Below are 21,378 nucleotides of genomic sequence, written 5' to 3' on the forward strand. Positions count from 1 at the left end.
AGCATAAAAAAGGAAAGAGAAACTCTTTCCTTTTTTATTAATACACTTTAAGTATCAACTTATCATTTGAATTACTTTGTTGAAAGTTTTACCTCAGCCGGTTTAAATCCAGCAGCTGTCACTTTTACTTGTACCGTTCCTGCTGTTTGTGTTGAACGTAAAATAGCCATAGCAAACCCTTTGTATAAAACTTTCTTATTGCCGCTGAATAAATCATCACTTGAATGATCGCCATTATCCACCGCAAGTAAAGTTGCTGCGCCATTCACTTCAAATGTAAGTTCACCTGTTGCTGTAGCCACTTTGTTTCCTTTGCTGTCAACAGCGTAAACTTTTACGTATTGCAGATCCATACCATCAGCTTTCCAGTTTGTATTTTCGGTTTCTATTTTTAATGCAACAGCTTTACCGGTTGTTTCCAATTCATGACGGGCAACTTCTTTGCCACCGTTTCTTGCAATAGCAGTGATCTTGCCTGCAGCGAAGGGAATATCTTTCCAGTAAATGGTATTGCGCTTTTTAACGTCTGTACTGTTCTTTTGTACGCCAATCAATTTTCCATTGATCAATAGTTCAACTTCATCGGCATTGGTATAAGTGTAGAGATTATATTTTTGTCCTTCCTGACGATTCCAATGCGATGAAATAACTTTTTGTCCAACGATCTGATCGTTCCACATCTTCATTTCGCCTTCGCTATCAACAATGCCGATATGCACCAAGGGCTCATCTGTAAAAATGCTTTTTGTTAACCATGCTTGTGGAAATGGTTCCATTGAATGATTGAAGAACGAATAGTTCCAACCTTTCCTTGGCCAGCCCTGCGATTCGCCCCAATATTCAATGCCTCCCCAATACGCAAGACCAACCATTTTCTCTCTGTCCATTCCGAAGTAAGGAGCAGCTAACTCATTCGTTACAGCCTCACTTTGATAAACGATCATATCGGGTGCATGTTTCAGGTACTCCTGGTAATCTTCCCATGTATAATTAAAACTGGCGATATCGGTTACGGTTGCTAATTCGGGTGGAACGATATTTTCTTTAACACGAAAATCCGGATCGGCACGAATGATACCTCCTGCACGTGCAGGGTACATGGCAACAGTTGTTTTACGGGTAGGGTCGTAGCGTTTTGCAACTACATCCATAATCTTATACGTAGTAACACCCCAATCAGTTGTTGGCCAGTTCCAGCGTTCTTCCTGGAATTGTAATTCATTGCCGAAGCTCCACATGATAACAGAAGGATGATTGCGGTCACGCTTGATCCATTCTTTGATGTTGTTGTACCAGATGTCATTCCAGTGGGCATTTCCTGCCCATGCAGTTTTGCTGCCCCATTTATCATACAATTCATCAACAATTAATATTCCTTTTTCATCAGCCAGTTTCATAAATGATGCTGAGTAAGGATTGTGCGAAGTACGGATATGATTAAAGCCAAATGCTTTTAATTGATCCATCATCCTTGCAATCGAAGTTTCAAAAGCTGCTGCACCTACAGCGCCAAGGTCATGATGATTGGCAACACCTTTCAGAAAAACTTTCTTTCCATTTAATTTCATTCCAAATTCTTTGGAGAACTCAATGGTACGGATGCCAAATTTCTCCGTGAGCTTGTCAACCACTTTGCCATTTACGACCAATGAAACTTCTGCTGAATAAAGATGAGGCGTTTCGCAACTCCAAAGCTGCGGGTTAGAGATGTTAACCTTTGGCAATGCAACTTCCACTTCAACCAATTTTGATTTTTGCGGAGCGAATATTTTTGTTTCAGCAACTTGTTTGCCCTGCGGGTCAATGATTTTGGTAATGATCTCTAATGCAATTTGTTTGTTCTTTATTCCTGCCACTTCTACCTGCACACTTACTTCGGCATTACGATCAGTGATTTTTGGAGTAGTGATAAACACACCATGACGTGCAATAGAAATACTGTCTTTTACAACAAGATGCACATCACGAAAAAGTCCGCCACCAGTGTACCATCGTGAACCACCATCTGTAGAAGAACGAACAGCAACTATATTGTCAGCATCATATTTAATGTTATCTGCTATATCAGCTTCAAAACCAACATAGCCATAAGCCGTGCCGCCGATTTTCTTCCCATTTAACCAGACTTCGCCATGCAGCATAATGCCTTCAAAATCGAGCAACACTCTTTTGCCTTTCCATGCTGCATCAGCTTTAAAAGTTTTCCGATACCAACCAATGCCATTTGTTTTAAACCCACGACCTCGATTAGCCGAACTATCCCAAGGTTGCTCAAACTGAAAATCGTGTGGCAGATCGAGTTTGCGCCAATCAGCATCATTGAACGAAATTTGTTGAGCGTTTGAAATATCGCCTGCTTTAAATTTCCAGCCGAAATTAAAAAGTTGATTGATTCTAACAGGAGCATTGTTGTTTTGTCCAAAGAGAATTGTGGCGAAACAGAAAGCAATAATCGTTGACAATAATTTCATGTTCGGAATGATTTTCCGAAAGGTAGATTTCGGAAATACAAATACCATGAATTTGCTTTATCAAAACCTGTTCAAAGTAGTGAACAGTATAAGTGCCTGCAAATCATAAGTGAACAAGAAGAATGAACAAGGCGAAACTGCAGATTATTGACGTTATTGAATACAGTTCTTTTAAAAACGATAGATCGTATTCCCGTCATACGATTTGAGTTCGCAGGTTTTTACAACTCCTGTTCCTTCAAACTCAAGGAATAAACCGCTGATGTTACCCAATGATTTTTGGTAAGAGCCGGTGAAGATTTGTTTGCCATTTACATACAGGCTGACCTGCTTTTGATGATTCACCAGCTTTACAGTAGTCCATTGGCTGAGGTCGAGCACAAATTGCGAAAGATCGTTTGTTGCTCCTTTGAATATTTGTTCACTCACTATATTCAACACCCGTTGACTGCAGCCTGCATTCACCCATCTGAACCTGATCATACTGTTGCTACCAGAAATTTGAAACTGTGTGCTGCGGCAGAAAATACCTTTTTCCTGAATATGATTTTTAAAGGTTGTTTCGAATATGAAATCATCAGCAGTTTGATTAACGGGCGTGTAATTCGAAAGCCTTGTCAAAACAGGGCCGGTAGTATCCAGCCCAAGTTGAAACAATTTATTGTTGGTAACATTGAACAAACTGTCGCTGCCCGTCTTAACAACAGGGAGCGCATAAAAATGAACAGGTATATCATCCTGGCGATGACATCCAAAAGCGATCCAGTTGTCAGACTTTATATAAGCACTGGTAGTTGCGAATGTTTGCTGCCGGGTTTGAAGTGATGCGTTAAATACACCGGGTATATAATAGATGTGTCCTGTACTTTTTTCACCCGGCTTAATATATAGTAACGGCGATTTATCACCGAAGTTGACAAACAGGCTATCCTTTGTGTCTGGTAATTGCAGTTCAAACACAACAGTAGCAGGTAAAAGTCCTTCGGTACGTGTAATCTTGATGGAGCCCGACATGCTTTTGGGTTTCCAATAACGCCAGGTCAGTAACGCTAAGATTACAATACTAAGCGCAACTATAGGTAGTAACAGCTTATATCGCTTGAAACTTTCTTTGTTCAACGCATTGGGTTGTAAGAAAGAGGGCGGTGCTTGTTGTGCGTTTTCAAGCTCAGTGAAGTTCCCGTATTTTTTTAATGCATCAACGGTAGCCTGCTGCGGAATATAATCGTCATCAACAGATACTTTGCCAAATATCCTTTTCAGCGTGCTCGGGCTTATGTTAACATTGGTATCTCGAAGAATCTCCCGGCTCAGATCACTGAAATCTCCATGCTTCCAATGAATGGAAGCTCCACGGTTAAAGCGGTTTTCACAACAGCGAAATATATCATCCAGTTTTGCCTTTTTGCTCATCGAAACAAATATAGAGTAAATTAAAAAGTAACAGGACTGTACAGGATAACTGTTCGCTCTATAACCCTTTACTTTATATGCTGTTTAAATGCTGTATAAAAATGAGAATCCTCCAAACGGTTGCTCCGCTGTTCGTACATTCATGCTCCTGCCATTTCCCGATTTTATTGAGGCGATTCAATTCTAAAAGAAATACGATGAAACTATTGCTGATTGCTTTGCTGATCTCTTCTTCTGCTTTTGCTCAAACAGCAACCATCAATGTTGATCTGAAAAAAGAAACAGGTGACATGACGCCTGTATGGGCATGGTTTGGTTATGATGAACCAAACTATACTTACATGAAAGATGGCAAGAAACTTTTGTCAGAGATCGCTGCACTAAGCCCCGTGCCCGTTTATGTACGAGCACATAGTTTATTGGTAACAGGTGATGGAGTGGCCGCATTAAAATGGGGAAGCACCAATGCATATACTGAAGATGCAAACGGTCATCCCATTTACAACTGGAAAATCATTGACAGTATTTTTGATACGTATGTGCAACGTGGAATGAAACCGTTGGCGCAAATTGGTTTTATGCCCGAAGCATTATCAACCAATCCGCAACCATATAAACATGATTGGAAACCCGGTGATCCTTATTTCAAGATCATTACTGGTTGGGCATATCCACCAAAAGATTATAGCAAATGGGCCGAGTTGGTTTTTCAATGGGTAAAGCATAGTGTAGAACGTTACGGACAAAAAGAAGTAGAGAGCTGGTATTGGGAATTATGGAACGAGCCGAATGGTTACTGGAAAGGAACAAAAGATGAATTCTTTAAACTATACGATTATACAGCCGATGCAGTAAAGCGTGCATTGCCCACTGCAAAAATCGGCGGTATCAATATTGCGGGCACTGCAAGCAAAGGTGCACAGGAGTGGCTGCATGCATTTGTAAAACATTGTTACAGCGATACGAATTATGTTACAAAGAAAATAGGTTCACCTGTTGATGCTATTTTGTTTCATGCAAAAGGTTCGCCACGTGTTGTGAATGGTCATGTGCAGATGAATATGGGAACACAGTTAAGAGATATTAATGCAGGGTTTAAATTTGTTGCATCGTATCCGCAGTTAAAAAATCTTCCCATCATCATTGGAGAATCTGATCCGGAAGGTTGTGCTGCATGTGGAATGCACACCAACCCGGAAAATGCATATCGTAACGGTACGATGTTCTCCAGTTACACCGCAGCTTCTTTTGCACGCAAATATTTATTGGCCGATTCGTTCAACGTAAATTTTCTCGGCGCCGTATCATGGGCATTTGAATTTGAAAATCAACCCTGGTTCTATGGATTTCGTGATTTGGCAACAAACGGTGTAGATAAACCGGTGCTGAATGTGTTTCGCATGTTTGGTATGATGAAAGGAAAAAGATTAGTGGTACAAGGCAACCAGATGTACGATCTGAAAACAATGGTTGATTCAAGTGTAAGAAGAAAGTATAATGATGTTGGTGGATTGGCTGCGAAAGACAAACGTTCAGCAACTGTACTATTGTGGAATTATCATGATGATGATGTAAAGAATGCCGCATTACCTGTTGCAGTAAACATCAACGGATTACCAGCAGCAACTGTAACAGTTACAGAATACCGCATTGATGATGAGCACAGCAATTCATACGAAGTGTGGAAGAAAATGGGTTCACCACAAAACCCGACAAAAGAACAGATTGCGATATTAGAAAAAGCAGGACAGTTAAAAACAATCGGTGCATCGAAGAAATTGAAAGTAACAAATGGAGTGTTGAACATAAAACTATCATTACCACAGCAAGGAGTAAGCTTGTTGAAATTAGATTGGTGATGATCATAAATTACAAATCATGAAACAGATTTTTATCATTGCAGCAGTATGTATGTCGATGTGTGCATCTGCACAGATTGGCAAACGTTTTCCTTCTGAACGGAAAGAAGTGATCGATCCTATTACAGGAACAAAACTGTTGTTCTTAACAAGCACTCCTGCAGGCGATTCAAAAATTTATCAAACACATAATCAATGGACAAGTGATGGAGAGTGGCTCATCTTCCGCAGCAACCGTGCAAGAAATGAAGCATTGGCTGTGAATGAAAAAACAGGCGACATGGTGCAGGTAACAGAAGGGGGTTATATGGGTATGTTGAATGTGGCTCGCAAAAGCATGAAGTTATATTTTATGCGTTCATCACAACGGGATAGTGTAAGAAGAACTCCCGGCGATACAACCCGCAGAAGAAATCCTGTTCCATTACAAATCATTGAAGTTGATCTCGCAAAAGTATTTGCTGATAGTAAAGCAGGCAAGATGCAACCTGCACATATTTATCAACGTATTTGCGGAACAATTCCGTTAGAACTCGAAGGTGGTGGTGATATGGCATTGGATGGTGATGAAGAGTGGGCTTATTTCCGTGTTGGCAAAAATGCAGCAGCAAAACATTTGGCAGCAGGCACAAAACCGGCCGATAATTTCGGGCCACGTAATATGGGTGCAGGACCAAACGGTATTGCAGCGATGAATGTATTTACAGGCGAAATAAAATATGTAGTTTCTGTTCCGTTTCAGATCGGACATATACAAACCAATCCATGGATGCCCGGTGAAATTGTGTTTTGTTGGGAAACAGGTGGTAAGTCGCCACAACGTACCTGGACGGTGATGAGTGATGGTACCGGTCTTCGTCCATTGTATCCTGAAGCAGATTACGAATGGGTAACACATGAAGCAGTAATTGGAAAAGATGAAGTGGCAATAGCGATCATGGGTCACCGTAAGATTCCCGGCAGCAATAAAGAAGTAGCGGCAGGTACAGATGTTGGCGGTGCTAATCCCGGGCAAGATCCTGCATGGGGCCCAAGCGGTACAAGAGAAAAACCAACAGGTCTTGCTATTGTGAATCTTCGTACAAGAGAAACCATTATTGCAGGACAAACAAAAAGCGGCAGTGGTTTGTGGCATGTGAGTGGATCGCCTGATGGACGTTGGGCAGTAGGTGATGATTTTACAAGAAACATTTATCTGATTGATCGGCATACAAGTGAAATGATCTTGTTATCAACAGGGCATAAGGTAACAGCAGGTGATCATCCGCATCCAACGATGAGTCCGGATGGAACAAAAATTCAGATCCAGTCAGCCATGTTATCGGCTGATGGTCGATCAATGAACATTTGTATTATTCCTGTACCTGAGGCATGGTTGAAGAGAACGTATAATAAAGTGAGATAAAAAAGAATTACTGTCGATTAAATGAAGCCGAAAAGCCGATAAAATAAGTACATTGCGGCCCTGAAATATTCCATGTTCTTATGCGAAAGGTCATTAATCCGAGATTATTTACGCTGGCATTGACCATTATTGCTTTGGAGTGCACGATGGTTTGGCATCGTGCAAAGCTGCCATTCAATGTTGCGTACGTTATCATTGTCGTGAATTTCCTCTACTTTAACTTCATCTTTTTTCCCGATGTACGGAGAAGGTACCGTGCACTAAAGCAAACCGGCAAATAGCAGGATTGTGCAGGATACTCTACATTCTTTTATAGCTTTACTTTAAAGGCTGTTTAAAAGCTGTATAAAATGAAATTTCTCACAACGGTTGCTCTGCTGTTCGCTACTGTAATGTCTTTGCATGCACAGGAAGTTCTTGAAACCGGTGGTAGAAAAATGCCGGACGAATGGATCGATAAAGACACAAAACATCGTGTAGTTAAGTTAACAAGAATGGAAGGCAGGAGCAATCTCAGCTTCTACTTTCACAACAATCCCTTCATCGGTAGCTCGATGGTTTTTTACAGCAGCAACAAAAACAATGTTGATAGTGTACGCAAACAGGAAATCTCCACTGTTGTATCTGGTAACCGCCAAATCCATTTACTCGATCTCAAAACATTAAAAAGTGAACAATTGACTTATCATCGCTTGCCGATGAATGGTGAGATCGTTGATAACAAAAAAGGAATCGTTTATTACCAGATAAGAGATACTGTATTTAGTGTTAATGCAAAAACAAAAGAAGTAAAACAGGTCTTTGTTTTTCCTGCCGATTTTAAAGGAACTGTTACAGCTATTAATGCTGATGGTACATTACTCGGTGGTGCCAAATCAAGCGACGAAGAAAAAGAACTGTTTAAAAAATATCCCAACAAGTCGAGCTACTTCGATATTATTTATGAAGCAAAGCTTCCACGCACGTTATTCATCATCAATATAAAGACGAAAGAATTGGATAAAGTGCACAGCGATAGTGCATGGTTGAATCATGTGCAGTTCTCAACCACTGATCCAAACTTATTAATGTTTTGTCACGAAGGGCCCTGGCATAAAGTAAACCGTATCTGGACCATTGATGTAAAGACAAAGAAGATCACACAGATCCACAAACGCATCATGGATATGGAAATTGCAGGACATGAGTGGCCAAGTGTTGATGGTAAAACCATCTGGTACGATCTGCAACAACCACGCAGTACCAAATTTTATGTGGAAGGTCACAATGTAAACACAGGACAAAAAACAAAATACGAATTGCAGCGTGATGAGTGGAGTATTCACTTCAACAGTAACAAAGACAATTCATTGTTTTGTGGCGATGGTGGTAATGCAGGCCAGGTAGCAAGAGCGAAAGATGGTATGTGGATCTATTTATTCAAACCTGAAGGAGATAAATTTGTTTCAACACGTTTGGTAAATATGAAGAATCATAATTATCGCCTTGAACCAAATGTGCATTTCAGCCCGGATGGTAAATGGGTGATCTTCCGTGCCAACTTTGAAGGCATTGAGAATGTGTATGCTGTCGAGATCAACGAAACAAAATAAACATCAGCTTATCAACATACGAATGAAAAAATTAATCACTCTTCTTTCTTTTAGTTGCTCGATCATCATTGCACAGGCACAACTCAACTGGCCAACAGTTACAAATGTGACCAAACCATGGACTCGTTGGTGGTGGGAAGGAAGTGCAGTGAACAAAGCCGATCTTACCTGGAACTTACAACAATACCAGCAAGCCGGATTAGGTGGTGTGGAGTTAACACCCATCTATGGTGTGGAAGGAACTGAAAAGCAATTCATCGATTTTCTTTCGCCGCAATGGATGCAGATGTTTTCGTTTACACTAAACGAATCAAAGCGGTTAGGGCTTGGTGTTGATCTGGCAAACGGAACAGGTTGGCCTTTCGGCGGACCATGGGTAAAAGATGAAGATGCAAGCAAAACTATTCTTTATAAAACCTTTACTGTAAAAGCCGGTGAACAATTAAACGAAGCTGTTGAATACAAACAGGAAGGATTCATCCGCACAGCCAATAACAAACCTGCAACATTCGACCAGGTATTGAAACCTGTATGGACAAATAAGAATCTGCAGGCATTGGCCTTGGATCAGATTCAATATCCCGGCAAATTACCTTTGCAAACATTGATCGCTTATTCCGATAAAAATGAAACGATTGATCTTACAACAAAGGTTGATGCAAACGGAAAATTAAACTGGACCGCTCCAACTGGTAACTGGACATTGTATGCATTGTTTCAAGGCCTGCATGGCAAGATGGTTGAACGTGCAGCACCAGGTGGTGAAGGCTATGCCATCGATCATTTTTCGTTACAGGCAGCAACGAACTATTTCAAAAAGTTTGACGCTTCGTTTAAAGGTTATGATATTTCTTATCTCCGTTCCTTCTTCAACGATTCGTATGAAGTGGATGATGCAAGAGGACAAAGCAACTGGACACCAACATTCTTTGCTGAATTTAAAAAGCGCAAAGGTTATGATCTCAAAACACAATTGCCTGCACTGTTTGGAAAAGACACACCCGAAAAATACAGCCGTGTGATCTATGATTACCGTTCGGTGATTGATGAACTCTTGCTGGAACATTTTACCATGACATGGAAAAAATGGGCAGGTACAAAAGGAAAGATGCTGCGCAATCAATCGCATGGCTCTCCTGCAAACACTTTAGACTTATACAGTGTTGTTGATATACCTGAAACAGAAGGAACAGATATTCTGCGTTTCAAGTTTGCTACATCAGCAGCAAATGTATCGGGGAAACAATTGGTATCGTCTGAATCTGCTACATGGTTGAATGAACATTTCTTATCAAGCTGGGGCGATGTAAAGAAGATCATCGATCTGTATTTTCTCGGCGGTGTGAATCATATTTTTTATCACGGCACAGAATATTCACCCAAAGAAGCGAAGTGGCCGGGCTGGTTGTTTTATGCAGCGGTTCATTTTCAACCAACCAATCCGCAGTGGAAACATTTTCATGCGTTGAATAGCTATATCACACGTACACAAAGTTTTTTACAGAAGGGTAAACCTGATAATGATGTGCTGCTGTATTACCCGATCGTTGATCGTTACGCAGAGCCCGGCAATGTATTGTTACAGCATTTCGATGGTATGGAACGAAATTTTGTGAATACGGATTTTGAACACGTATCAAAATGGATGGTAGAGAAAGGTTACAGTTTCGATTTCTTTAGTGAACGTCAATTGCAAAAGTTTACCAACAGCGGCAAGAATATCATCAGCAGCGGTAATGTGTATCGCACCATTATGTTACCTGCAAATAAACTCATCACTGAAAAAGCAATGCAGCAATTGTTGAAACTGGCACAACAAGGAGCAACAATACTTGTTTATAAAAATCTGCCGAATGATGTACCCGGCTTTAATCAGTTAGATACAAGGAGAAAAACATTTCAGCAATTGATCAGTCAATTGAAATTTTCAAAATCAGATAATCTTCAAAAGGCAATTGTTGGCAAAGGTGCGTTCATGATCAGCGATGATCTGGATGTGTTGTTATTGTCAGCCAAAGCAAGAAAAGAAAGTTATACAGAAAAAGGATTGTCTGTATTGCGCAGAAAAAATGCAGAAAGCACCATGTGGCTCATCAACAACCGCACAGACAAACCATTTGAAGAATGGATCGAACTCAATACCAATGCTGCTGACATTGCGTTGTTTGATGCAATGAATAACAAAAAAGGTTTGGCATTGTGGCGCAAAAACAGCAAAGGTGCCGTTGAGGTGTTATTGCAATTACAATCGTATGAATCGATCATTGTACAATCATACGCAACAAAGAAAACAGGTGAAGCATTCCCATACAAAGAAAGCATTTCTCAACCACAGGAAATAAAAGGAGAGTGGACAATCAACTTCCTCGATGGCGGACCAACAATTCCTGCAGCTATTACAACAACTACATTAAAATCATGGACAGAACTCGGCGGCGATGATGTAAAGAATTTTTCCGGTACAGCAAAGTATACGATCTCCTTTGCAAAACCCGTAGCTAATGCAAAATCGTGGTTACTTGATCTGGGCAATGTTGATGAAACTGCTGAAGTGATTCTCAATGGTAAAAAGATTGCAACAGTGATTGGCCCGGTGTTTCAATGTGTGATTCCTGCATCTGCAATGCAGCAAAACAATAAACTGGAGATTGTTGTTGCCAACTTAATGGCCAATCGCATTATTTACATGGATAAGAATAATCTTCCGTGGAAAATATTTTACAATACCAATATGCCTGCACGCAAGGCAGAAAACGCAAAGAAGGGTATCTTCACAGCCGCCGCCTGGAGCCCGTTATCATCGGGATTATTGGGGCCTGTTACGATCACCGCTTTAAAATAAATGTATGCACCGTAGAACCTTACTGAAGCAATTAGCTGCTTCTGTTCCTGCAGTATGGCTGGCACAACATGCCGATGCTGCAGCTTTCTTTTCATCCGATGATCTGCACATTGCAGAAGGACCTTTTCAGCCCAACTGGGATTCATTGCAGCAATACAAAACACCCGAGTGGTACAGGAATGCAAAGTTTGGCATCTGGGCACATTGGGGACCGCAGTGCGAACCTGAGTTTGGCGATTGGTATGCACGGGAAATGTACATGGAAGGAAACGGCAAATACAAGTATCATGTAGAGAAGTATGGCCATCCTTCGGAGTTTGGTTTTAAAGATGTGATCAACAAATGGAAAGCAGAATTGTGGAATCCGGAAGAGTTACTGGAGTTATATAAAAATGCAGGTGCGAAATATTTCATGGCGCTGGCTAATCATCATGATAATTTCGATTTGTACAACAGTAAATATCATCAATGGAATTCAACCAAAATCGGACCGAAGAAGGATTTAGTTGGAGGTTGGGCCAAAGCTGCACGCAAACAGGGTTTGCATTTTGGTGTGAGTGTACATGCAGCACATGCATGGAGTTGGTACGAAACTGCACAACGAGCTGATAAGAATGGACCGAAAGCCGGTGTTCCATACGATGGCAAACTCACGAAGAAAGATGGCAAAGGAAAATGGTGGGAAGGATTGGATCCGCAGGAATTGTATGCACAAAATCATGCATTGAGTAAAGAGAGTAATGACAATGCGGTAATACATGCACAGTGGGATTGGGCTGCAGGTGTGAGCGTGCCGGATAAAGCATACTGTGACAAGTTTTTCAAACGCACGATTGATCTTATTGATCAATATGATCCGGATGTAGTTTATTTCGATGATACAGTATTGCCTTTATATCCCATTAGTGATGTTGGGTTGAAGATCGCTGCACATATGTATAACAAAAGTATCAAAACAAAAGGATCACTGCAGGCTGTTATTAACGGAAAAATCTTGAATGAGCAGCAACGCAAATGCATGGTGTGGGATATTGAACGTGGACAAAGCAACAGCATTGAACCATTGCCCTGGCAAACCGATACTTGTATCGGCAGCTGGCATTACAACAAACCGGTGTTCGATAATCATCGGTACAAATCTGCTAAAACAGTCATTCATACGTTGGTAGATGTAGTGAGTAAAAATGGTAACCTGATGTTGAGTGTGCCTGTAAAAGGGAATGGTACGATCGACAGTGATGAACGAAAAATTGTTGAAGAGATCGGCCGTTGGATGAAAGCCAACAGTGAAAGCATTTACGATACAAGACCTTGGACTGTTTTTGGTGAAGGCCCTGCATTGGAGAACACAGCGCCTCTATCGGCACAAGGTTTTAATGAAGGAAAAGGCAAGCCCATGGAAGCTCAGGATATCCGTTTTGTGGTGAAAGGCGATGTATTGTATGCAACGGTAATGGGCTGGCCGGAGAATGGAAAAGTGTTGATTAAAAATCTTGGCAGCGACAATCAACATTACAAAAAGAAAATTAACAAGGTCGAACTACTGAGTACAAAACAATCGCTCTCGTTTGAACAAACAGCAGAAGGTTTGCTGGTGAGCTTTCCGGAGAACAGACCTGCTGAGTTTTATGCAAATGCATTGAAAATAATTTCATGATGAAACGATTCCTGTTGTTGATAGTATTGTTTGCATTTGCAGCAAGTGTTGCTACTGCACAAAGCAATACCGTTCCAAAACCATTGTTCGATGATCCCATCTACCACGGCGCTGCCGATCCCGTCATCATCTACAACAAAGCCAAAAAGAAATGGTGGATGTTCTACACCAACCGTCTTGCATCAATTGAAGATTCAACCGTGCAATGGGTGCATGGTACACGCATTGGCATTGCAGAAAGTAAAGATGGCGTAAATTGGAAATACGTTGATACAGCAAACATCAACTATCGTCCGGATATTGGATACACACATTGGGCGCCTGATGTAATTGAACACAACGGCACTTATCACATGTATCTCACCTATGTACCGGGCACATTCAAAGACTGGAATCATCCGAGAGTGATTGTTCATTTAACCAGCAAGGATCTACTCAACTGGAACTATCAATCAACATTGAAGTTGGTGAACGAAAAAGTTATTGATGCGTCGGTATATAAGATCAACGATACAACGTTCCGCATGTGGTACAATAACGAGAAAGATGGTAAGAGTATCTATTATGCAGATAGCAAAGACCTGTACAACTGGGTAGATAAAGGCAAAGCCATTGCAGCACGAGGCGAAGGACCAAAAACTTTTTATTGGCAGGGAAAATATTTTATGATCGTTGATGCATGGAAAGGAATGGAAGTCTATTCATCCACTGATCTGTTAAACTGGAACAAACAAAGCAAACGAATACTCGAAGAACCCGGCAAAGGAAAAGATGACCAGGCGATTGGCGGACATTGTGATGTGATCGTAAATAAAGATGGTCGTGCATTTGTGTATTACTTCACTCATCCCGGAAGAAGCAAAGCCAATCCTGCAGCCAAAGGTTCGTTTGATGAGAAGCGAAGTGTGATACAGGTAGCAGAATTAAAATATGTAAATGGTGAAGTTGTCTGCGACAGGGATGAACCGATTGCAGGTACTAAAAAAGGAGTAAAGATCTTATGAAGCAAGTAATCGCATTGATCTGTTTGTTTGTTGTTGCATCTGTTGCAACAGCGCAGGAATATATCATTACCAACTATGGCGTAAGCAACGACAGTACAAAGCTGCAAACAGCCGCTATTCAAAACGTGATTGATAAAGCCGAAGCAAATGGTGGCGGCACCATTGTTATTCCGAAAGGTGTTTATTTAACAGGGGCCTTGTTCTTCAAACCCAAAACAAAATTGTTGATACAGGAAGGAGCCAAGTTGAAAGGTTCGGATCATATTGACAACTATCCAATGATTCCATCACGTATGGAAGGCCGGAGTATTTATTACTATGCAGCACTCATCAATGCCTATCATGTCGACAGTTTCCAGATCAATGGACCGGGTACGATCGATGGCAATGGTCTGAAGTATTGGGAATATTTTTGGTTCTATCGTGACTCTGTACAGAAGACAGGACGTTCAGCAACCAATCTTGAAGTACATCGTCCACGGTTGTTGTTTATCTGGGGTAGCAACAATGTAACTATCAAAGATGTGAAGCTGCATAACTCCGGATTCTGGACAACACATTTGTATGAGTGCAATGATGTACTCATTGAAAACTGTGATATACGTTCGCCATTCAAACCCGTAAAAGCACCGAGCACCGACGGAATTGATATTGACGTTTGTAAACGGGTAACCATCCGCAAATGTTATATCTCCGTGAATGATGATGCGGTGTGTATCAAAGGTGGCAAAGGTCCTGATGCGCACAAGCGTGGCGAGAATGGAGTAGTAGAAGATATTTTAATTGAAGACTGTGTGTTTGGAGAATCGCATGGTACCTTAACATTTGGCAGCGAAAGTATTCATGCACGCAATATTGTGATGCGTAATTGCAAGATGGAACACAATACATCGATCCTGCGTTTGAAAATGCGTCCCGATACTTACCAGGTATATGAAAACGTACGAATAGAGAATATCACAGGCAAATGCGGCACCATCATAAGCATGGCTCCGTGGACGCAGTTCTACGACATGGGTGGCAGTAATGAAAAACCATTTGCTATTGTTCGCAATATCAGTTTCAGCAATATCAACGTGCAATGCAAAACAGTGGGTGCCATGCAAGGCAATCCGAAGGATACGGTTTCAAACATTCTTTTCAAGAACATTACAGCAACGGCAGAGAAAGCTGAGTTGAAAACAAACTATACAGGCATAACATTTGAACATGTAACAGTAAACGGAGTCCCGTTTAACCCAATAAAAAAAGATTGATACAATCTGTATAGAAACAGACCAACATTGAACAAGAGGATGCCTTAACTTTCAAGCTGAAATAATTTTAAGCTATGTCTTACTCAGCAAACGAACAACGTTATCAGCAAATGCAATACCGCCGCTGCGGCAAAAGCGGTATTCAGTTATCAGCACTTTCATTGGGCTTATGGCACAACTTCGGCGATGTAGATGATGAAGCCGTGTATCGTAAAACCTTGCACACTGCTTTTGATTGCGGCATTACCCATTTCGATTTGGCCAATAACTATGGCCCGCCTCCCGGCAGTGCAGAAATTAATTTCGGAAAAATTCTAAAGAATGATTTTGCTGCTTATCGTGATGAGTTGATCATCTCCAGCAAAGCAGGTTATTATATGTGGCCCGGCCCTTATGGTGAGTGGGGCAGTAAGAAAAATTTAGTTGCAAGTTTAAACCAGAGTTTAAAACGCATGCAACTCGATTATGTGGACATCTTTTATCATCATCGTCCCGATCCCAACACGCCTTTGGAAGAAACAATGACAGCATTGGATCTCATCGTTCGCCAGGGAAAGGCTTTGTACGTTGGTATTTCCAATTACAAGAGTGAAGATGCCGCAAAAGCATTTGCTATTTTAAAAGAATTAGGTAGGCCTTGCCTTATTCATCAACCCAAGTATTCCATGTTTGAACGGTGGGTGGAGAAGGATGGATTATTGAATGTACTTGAAGCAAATGGTGTGGGTTGTATTCCTTTCTCTCCATTGGCTCAGGGACTGTTAACCAATAAATATCTCAAAGGAATTCCTGAAGGTTCACGTGCAACAAAAGGCGTGTTTTTAAAACAGGAACAGATCACCGAAGAAGTGTTGACGAAAGTAAGAGCACTCAACGACATTGCCACAACACGCAATCAATCACTGGCACAAATGGCCTTGGCCTGGTTATTAAGAGATGAACGTGTAACATCGGTTCTCATTGGTGCTAGCAGTAGTGCCCAGTTACTTGATTCGGTTGCATGTTTAAAGAACCTTGCTTTTACAACAGATGAATTAACAACAATCGAAACTATTTTAAACGGATAATGCAAACTGTATTAGCCGACCCCGGGAGTAAGAATACGTTTTTTGTATCTTTCATTATGGCCGTTCGTACACAACATGAACAGGAAACAAACAGTATTTATTTTGTAACATTTACCTGTTATCAATGGCTGCCGTTGTTTCATCAAACCAATTCATATGATGTGGTCTATAAGTGGTTTGATTATCTGTACACACAAAACATTCGTGTTGCGGGTTATGTTATTATGCCGAATCATGTGCATGTATTGTTGTACTTCCCTGAAATGAAAAAATCATTAAACACTGTTATAGTGAATGGGAAGCGTTTTATTGCTTATGAAATTATAAAACGACTTGAAACTGAAAGAGAATTGTTACAACGACTTGCAGCAAGTGTAAAAGAAAGTGAAAAGAAAAAGGGGCAGCTGCATAAAGTATTTGAAGATAGTTTTGATGCGAAGAAGTGTATGTCAAAAGAATTCATTTATCAAAAGCTGGATTATATTCATCATAATCCTACAAGCGGTAAATGGATGTTGGCGAACGATTTCTTAAGCTATGCCCATTCAAGTGCTTTGTTTTATGAAGAAACTGTTTGCATCTATGATAAGTTAATGCGTATTGAAGAGGTGCTGTAGTGCTGGAATCCCGGGGTCGGCTGACGCCAGACCCCGGGCAGACGTTCGGCCATTATATTTCGATTAACAATGTTGTAGTATGCAAAGAAATATATTTAGAGGTTAAAGTCTTTAAGCTCATATTGCCATTAATTATTTTATTTATCTTATCAACATGAAAAAAGTAATCTTTCTTCTTCTTGGTTTTCAATGTGTCTTTGTATTAACGTTCGCACAGGTAAAAGTTGATCAACTCAAAACTGAAAACCTAACCAACCCCATCGGGCTTGATGTGTTGCAACCATACTTCAGCTGGCAGTTAATTTCCAATCAACGGAATGTAATGCAGACTGCTTACGAAATAAGAGTAGCAACCGATGCAGCGTCATTAACAAAGGGCGATGCATGGAAGAGCGGAAAAATTACTTCCGATCAATCGATTCATGTGCCCTACAAAGGAGCTGCATTGCAATCGGGTAAAAAATATTACTGGCAGGTGCGTGTCTATTATAACAAAGGAGCAGCATCGGCATGGAGTGCAGTTGCTAATTGGCAAATGGGTTTATTAAAACCTACAGACTGGAAAGCACAATGGATCGAACCCGGCTATACCGAAGACAAAGAATTTGCAGCGCCACTCATGCGCAAAGAATTCAGCAATGGGAAGAAAATAAAATCAGCAACAGCCTACATCACTGCACATGGTTTGTACGAAGCGCAGATCAACGGCAAACGGGTAGGTGATGCTTATCTCACACCCGGCTGGACGAGTTATAACAAACGCTTACAATACCAGGCATACGATGTAACCAATTTGTTGAAAGATGGCGCCAACGCTATTGCTGTTACATTGGGCGATGGTTGGTATCGTGGCAACTTCTCGTTCGATCACCGGAGAAATATTTTCGGAAAAGATATTGCTCTGTTGTTTCAACTTGAATTGATGTATACTGATGGAACAACTGCAACCATTGCTTCTGATGCAAGCTGGAAATCATCAACAGGTGCCATCCGTTCAAACGGTATCTACCAGGGGGAGATATTCGATGCAACAAAAGAAAAGAATGGCTGGACATTGGCTGGCTATAGCGATAATAACTGGACTGCAGTAAAAACTGCCAACTTTTCAAAAGACATTTTAGTTGCCACTTATAACGAGCCCATCAAAAAACATGAAACATTTGCAACACTGAAAGTCATCACCACACCCAAAAAAGAAAAAGTGATCGACTTCGGACAAAACCTTGTGGGCTGGGTGCAGTTAAAAGTAAAAGGCAAAGCAGGCGATACCATTAAAGTATCACATGCAGAAGTGTTAGACAAGAACGGAAATTTTTATACCGAGAATCTGCGTAGTGCAAAAGCACAGGCTGTGTACGTACTCAAAGGAAATGGCGAAGAAGTTTTTGAACCGCATTTTACTTTTTTTGGTTTCCGTTACATCAAAGTGGAAGGTGTTGCAGCTGAATTGCAGCCGCAAAATTTTACAGCCGTTGCTTTGTATTCTGATATGCAGCAAACAGGCAGCTTCACTTCATCCGATACACTCATCAATCAACTGCAGCATAATATTGAATGGGGATTGAGAGGAAATTTTGTAGATGTGCCAACCGATTGTCCGCAGCGTGATGAACGTATGGGCTGGACAGGTGATGCACAGGCTTTCTTCCGCACTGCAACATTTTTACGTGGAGTAAATAATTTCTTTACCAAATGGATGAAAGATGTGTCAGCCGATCAAATTAAGAACGGCAGCATACCACATGTTATTCCGAATGTATTGGGCGAAGAAGGATGGGCAGCAGGCGGCAGTGCAGGCTGGGCCGATGTATCAACCATCATCCCATGGGAAATGTATTTGGTGTATGGCGATAAACGCATTTTAGAAAACCAGTACAGCAGCATGAAAGCATGGGTGGGTTATATGCAAAGCCAAAGCACAAATGATCTGTGGAACAAAGGCAGTCACTTTGGCGATTGGTTGTTTTACACCATGGCCGATGATAATGATGGCAATGCCGCCATCACCAATAAATACTTAATAGCACAATGCTTTTATGCATACTCCACGCAATTGCTCATTAATGCAGCAAAAGAATTAGGCAAGGCCGATGATGTGGCAACATACACCACGTTGCTGCAAAAAATAAAAACCGCATTCTTAAAAGAATACACAACGCCCAATGGTGCCACCATGAGCAACACACAAACATCGTATGTGCTGGCCCTGCAGTTCGATCTGTTTCCGGAAGAATTACGTCAGCAGGCGGCCGACCGTTTGGTGAACAACATCAAACAATACGGCAATCATTTAACCACCGGATTTTTGGGCACACCTTATTTGTGTCATGTGTTGAGTCGTTATGGTTACAGCGATGTGGCGTACACCTTGTTGTTGCAAAAAAACTATCCATCGTGGTTGTATCCTGTAACAAAAGGCGCTACTACTATTTGGGAACGTTGGGATGGTATCCGCACCAACGGCGATTTCCAGGCCATTACCATGAACTCCTTCAACCATTATGCATACGGCGCCATCGGCGACTGGATGTATCGTGTAATGGTTGGTTTGGATATCGACAAAGATGGTATCGGTTATAAGAAGATCCGTATACAACCGCATGTGGGTGGAAAGTTCACCCATGCATCCGCCACCTACCAAACACAATACGGTACACTCAGCAGTGGCTGGAAACTGCAGGACGAGGTATTAACACTCACGGCAGAAATTCCTGTCAATACAACCGCTACTATTTACATTCCTGCATTTGCAGAAACGGATGTATTAGGAAACGGTCAAGGAATTTCCTTTGTAAAAGAGATACAGGTGGTAGGAATGGACAAAGGCTATCTCGTAGTGAAAGTTGGATCGGGCAAATATGAATTTCGTATGGCGTATAAGGCGAAGTAAAGGCAATTAGAAAAGCATGATGTAACCGGCGGCATTGCTACTATTTATCTTCTGTTGCGTCGCACTCTTGTACTGTAGTTAATTCTAATCAGTCTTCGTTGGCTCGGGTTCTAGCCTTAGCCCCCGACGGACTTAATATCATTTATATTTGTGTGGACATACTTTTTTTGAATAAGCCCCATTTTTATGAAGACTTACTTATTTGCATGGAATCCTAAGAAATGGCCTTGGGAAGATTTGGAAAAAAATCTTAATGAACTAAAGACTACTGGCGTTACTCGCCAAATGTGGAGTTGTATAAGCCATAAATCCGTCAATACTGGTGATCGGGCATTTCTGATAAGGCTTGGAGGAAAAAAGAATGGTATTGTTGGCGCTGGGTATGTTGCATCAGATTCTTTTTTAGCTAAACATTGGGATGGCTCTGGCAGATTACTTGAACGTGTAAATGTTGATTTTGAAGATTTAAGTTTTCGCAATGACGACCCCTTTATTCCAATCAAAATTCTTAAGGACAGGTTTCCGCAACAAGTTTGGTCAACACAGGCATCTGGTATTGAAATTAAACCAGCAATAGCACATCAATTGGAAGAAATTTGGTTTGAACTTCTTCAAAAACAGTCAAAAGACAACTCAAGTAAAGAATCACAAGAACAGAATGAAGGACGACCAAATAAATATATCGTCACAAAATATGAGAGAAATCCTCATGTTCGAGATAAGTGTATTCAACACTACGGATATTTGTGTCAGGTTTGTAAAATTGATTTCGAAAAATCCTATGGAGAAGTTGGAAAAGATTTTATTCATGTTCACCATCTAAATCCTTTGGCATCAATTCGCAGCATCCACCAAATTGATCCTATTAAAGACTTAAAACCATTGTGTCCAAACTGCCATTCAATGGCTCATCGACGGAAAGTGCCATTCACAATAGAAGAGTTAAAAAAAATCTATAAAAAAAACACTAATCAGTAACACGAACTGTGAAGATCTCCGTCATCCCGGGGTCTAGCCTTAGCCGACCCCGGTAGTTAGCACCCATCTTTTGAATTTTTCATCATGACAAGGTTTCTTATAACATAAAGAAGAGCTTTCCTTGATATAAAGAAGCCTTTCCCATCAGGTGCGAAAGGCTTTGTATGGTATACAAAAGGGCATTGTACGCTGGACAGAAGGCGTTGTATGGTATATAAAAGGGCTTTGCACGAACTGCAAAAGGCTGGCCTTAGCCGGCCCCGTTAGTTAGAAAACTTTTCCCGTATTAAGAAAAAAGCTATTTTAGAGCTGCGCCAGCAAGTGAAA

At 41.0% G+C, this 21,378-nt stretch carries 13 protein-coding genes; 11 read left to right on the forward strand and 2 right to left on the reverse strand.

What is annotated here, in order from left to right; genetic code table 11:
* Window positions 1-71: 71 nt before the first annotated feature.
* Together WG989_RS15705 and WG989_RS15710 are read right to left on the reverse strand one after the other, a co-directional pair.
* Window positions 72-2,471 (reverse strand): glycoside hydrolase family 2 TIM barrel-domain containing protein, encoded by a 2,400-nt coding sequence (locus tag WG989_RS15705; RefSeq protein ID WP_340430831.1) that lies wholly within the window; start codon window positions 2,469-2,471, stop codon window positions 72-74.
* A 171-nt stretch (window positions 2,472-2,642) separates the two neighbouring features.
* Window positions 2,643-3,884: a hypothetical protein gene (locus WG989_RS15710; RefSeq protein ID WP_340430833.1), complete on the reverse strand. Its 1,242-nt coding sequence runs from the start codon at window positions 3,882-3,884 to the stop codon at window positions 2,643-2,645.
* A 197-nt stretch (window positions 3,885-4,081) separates the two neighbouring features.
* Between WG989_RS15710 and WG989_RS15715 the strand changes: the two genes are divergently transcribed.
* The 11 genes from WG989_RS15715 to WG989_RS15765 all read left to right on the forward strand — a co-directional run bounded on the left by WG989_RS15715 (window position 4,082) and on the right by WG989_RS15765 (window position 21,051).
* Window positions 4,082-5,743 (forward strand): GH39 family glycosyl hydrolase, encoded by a 1,662-nt coding sequence (locus tag WG989_RS15715; protein WP_340430835.1) that lies wholly within the window; start codon window positions 4,082-4,084, stop codon window positions 5,741-5,743.
* Window positions 5,744-5,762: 19 nt separating this feature from the next.
* The gene (locus WG989_RS15720; RefSeq protein ID WP_340430836.1) at window positions 5,763-7,148 is read left to right on the forward strand and encodes a TolB-like translocation protein; all 1,386 of its coding nucleotides are present in this window, start codon (window positions 5,763-5,765) and stop codon (window positions 7,146-7,148) included.
* A gap of 350 nt (window positions 7,149-7,498) precedes the next feature.
* Window positions 7,499-8,740, forward strand: a complete 1,242-nt coding sequence (locus WG989_RS15725; RefSeq protein ID WP_340430837.1) for an oligogalacturonate lyase family protein — start codon at window positions 7,499-7,501, stop codon at window positions 8,738-8,740.
* Between the two features lie 22 nt (window positions 8,741-8,762).
* The gene (locus tag WG989_RS15730) at window positions 8,763-11,582 is read left to right on the forward strand and encodes a glycosyl hydrolase (protein ID WP_340430838.1); all 2,820 of its coding nucleotides are present in this window, start codon (window positions 8,763-8,765) and stop codon (window positions 11,580-11,582) included.
* A gap of 4 nt (window positions 11,583-11,586) precedes the next feature.
* Entirely contained in the window at window positions 11,587-13,239 is a 1,653-nt protein-coding gene (locus WG989_RS15735; RefSeq protein WP_340430840.1) for an alpha-L-fucosidase, read from the forward strand.
* The gene (locus WG989_RS15740; protein WP_340430841.1) at window positions 13,236-14,243 is read left to right on the forward strand and encodes a family 43 glycosylhydrolase; all 1,008 of its coding nucleotides are present in this window, start codon (window positions 13,236-13,238) and stop codon (window positions 14,241-14,243) included. The genes WG989_RS15735 and WG989_RS15740 overlap by 4 nt, the downstream gene beginning before the upstream one ends.
* Complete coding sequence (locus WG989_RS15745; protein WP_340430843.1) at window positions 14,240-15,499, forward strand: glycoside hydrolase family 28 protein; 1,260 nt, start codon at window positions 14,240-14,242, stop codon at window positions 15,497-15,499. The genes WG989_RS15740 and WG989_RS15745 overlap by 4 nt, the downstream gene beginning before the upstream one ends.
* Window positions 15,500-15,573: 74 nt before the next feature.
* Window positions 15,574-16,566 carry an L-glyceraldehyde 3-phosphate reductase gene (gene mgrA / locus WG989_RS15750; RefSeq protein WP_340430845.1) on the forward strand — a complete coding sequence of 331 codons (993 nt, stop codon included), beginning with the start codon at window positions 15,574-15,576 and terminating at the stop codon, window positions 16,564-16,566.
* Window positions 16,566-17,183, forward strand: coding sequence for a hypothetical protein (locus WG989_RS15755; protein ID WP_340430847.1), 618 nt, complete (start codon window positions 16,566-16,568; stop codon window positions 17,181-17,183). Before mgrA ends, WG989_RS15755 begins: the two co-directional genes overlap by 1 nt.
* Window positions 17,184-17,337: 154 nt before the next feature.
* Window positions 17,338-20,073, forward strand: a complete 2,736-nt coding sequence (locus WG989_RS15760) for a family 78 glycoside hydrolase catalytic domain (RefSeq protein ID WP_340430849.1) — start codon at window positions 17,338-17,340, stop codon at window positions 20,071-20,073.
* 186 nt (window positions 20,074-20,259) lie between these two features.
* Entirely contained in the window at window positions 20,260-21,051 is a 792-nt protein-coding gene (locus tag WG989_RS15765) for an HNH endonuclease (RefSeq protein WP_340430850.1), read from the forward strand.
* Window positions 21,052-21,378: the final 327 nt, after the last annotated feature.

This window comes from Lacibacter sp. H407, from assembly GCF_037892605.1.
GTDB lineage: Bacteria > Bacteroidota > Bacteroidia > Chitinophagales > Chitinophagaceae > Lacibacter.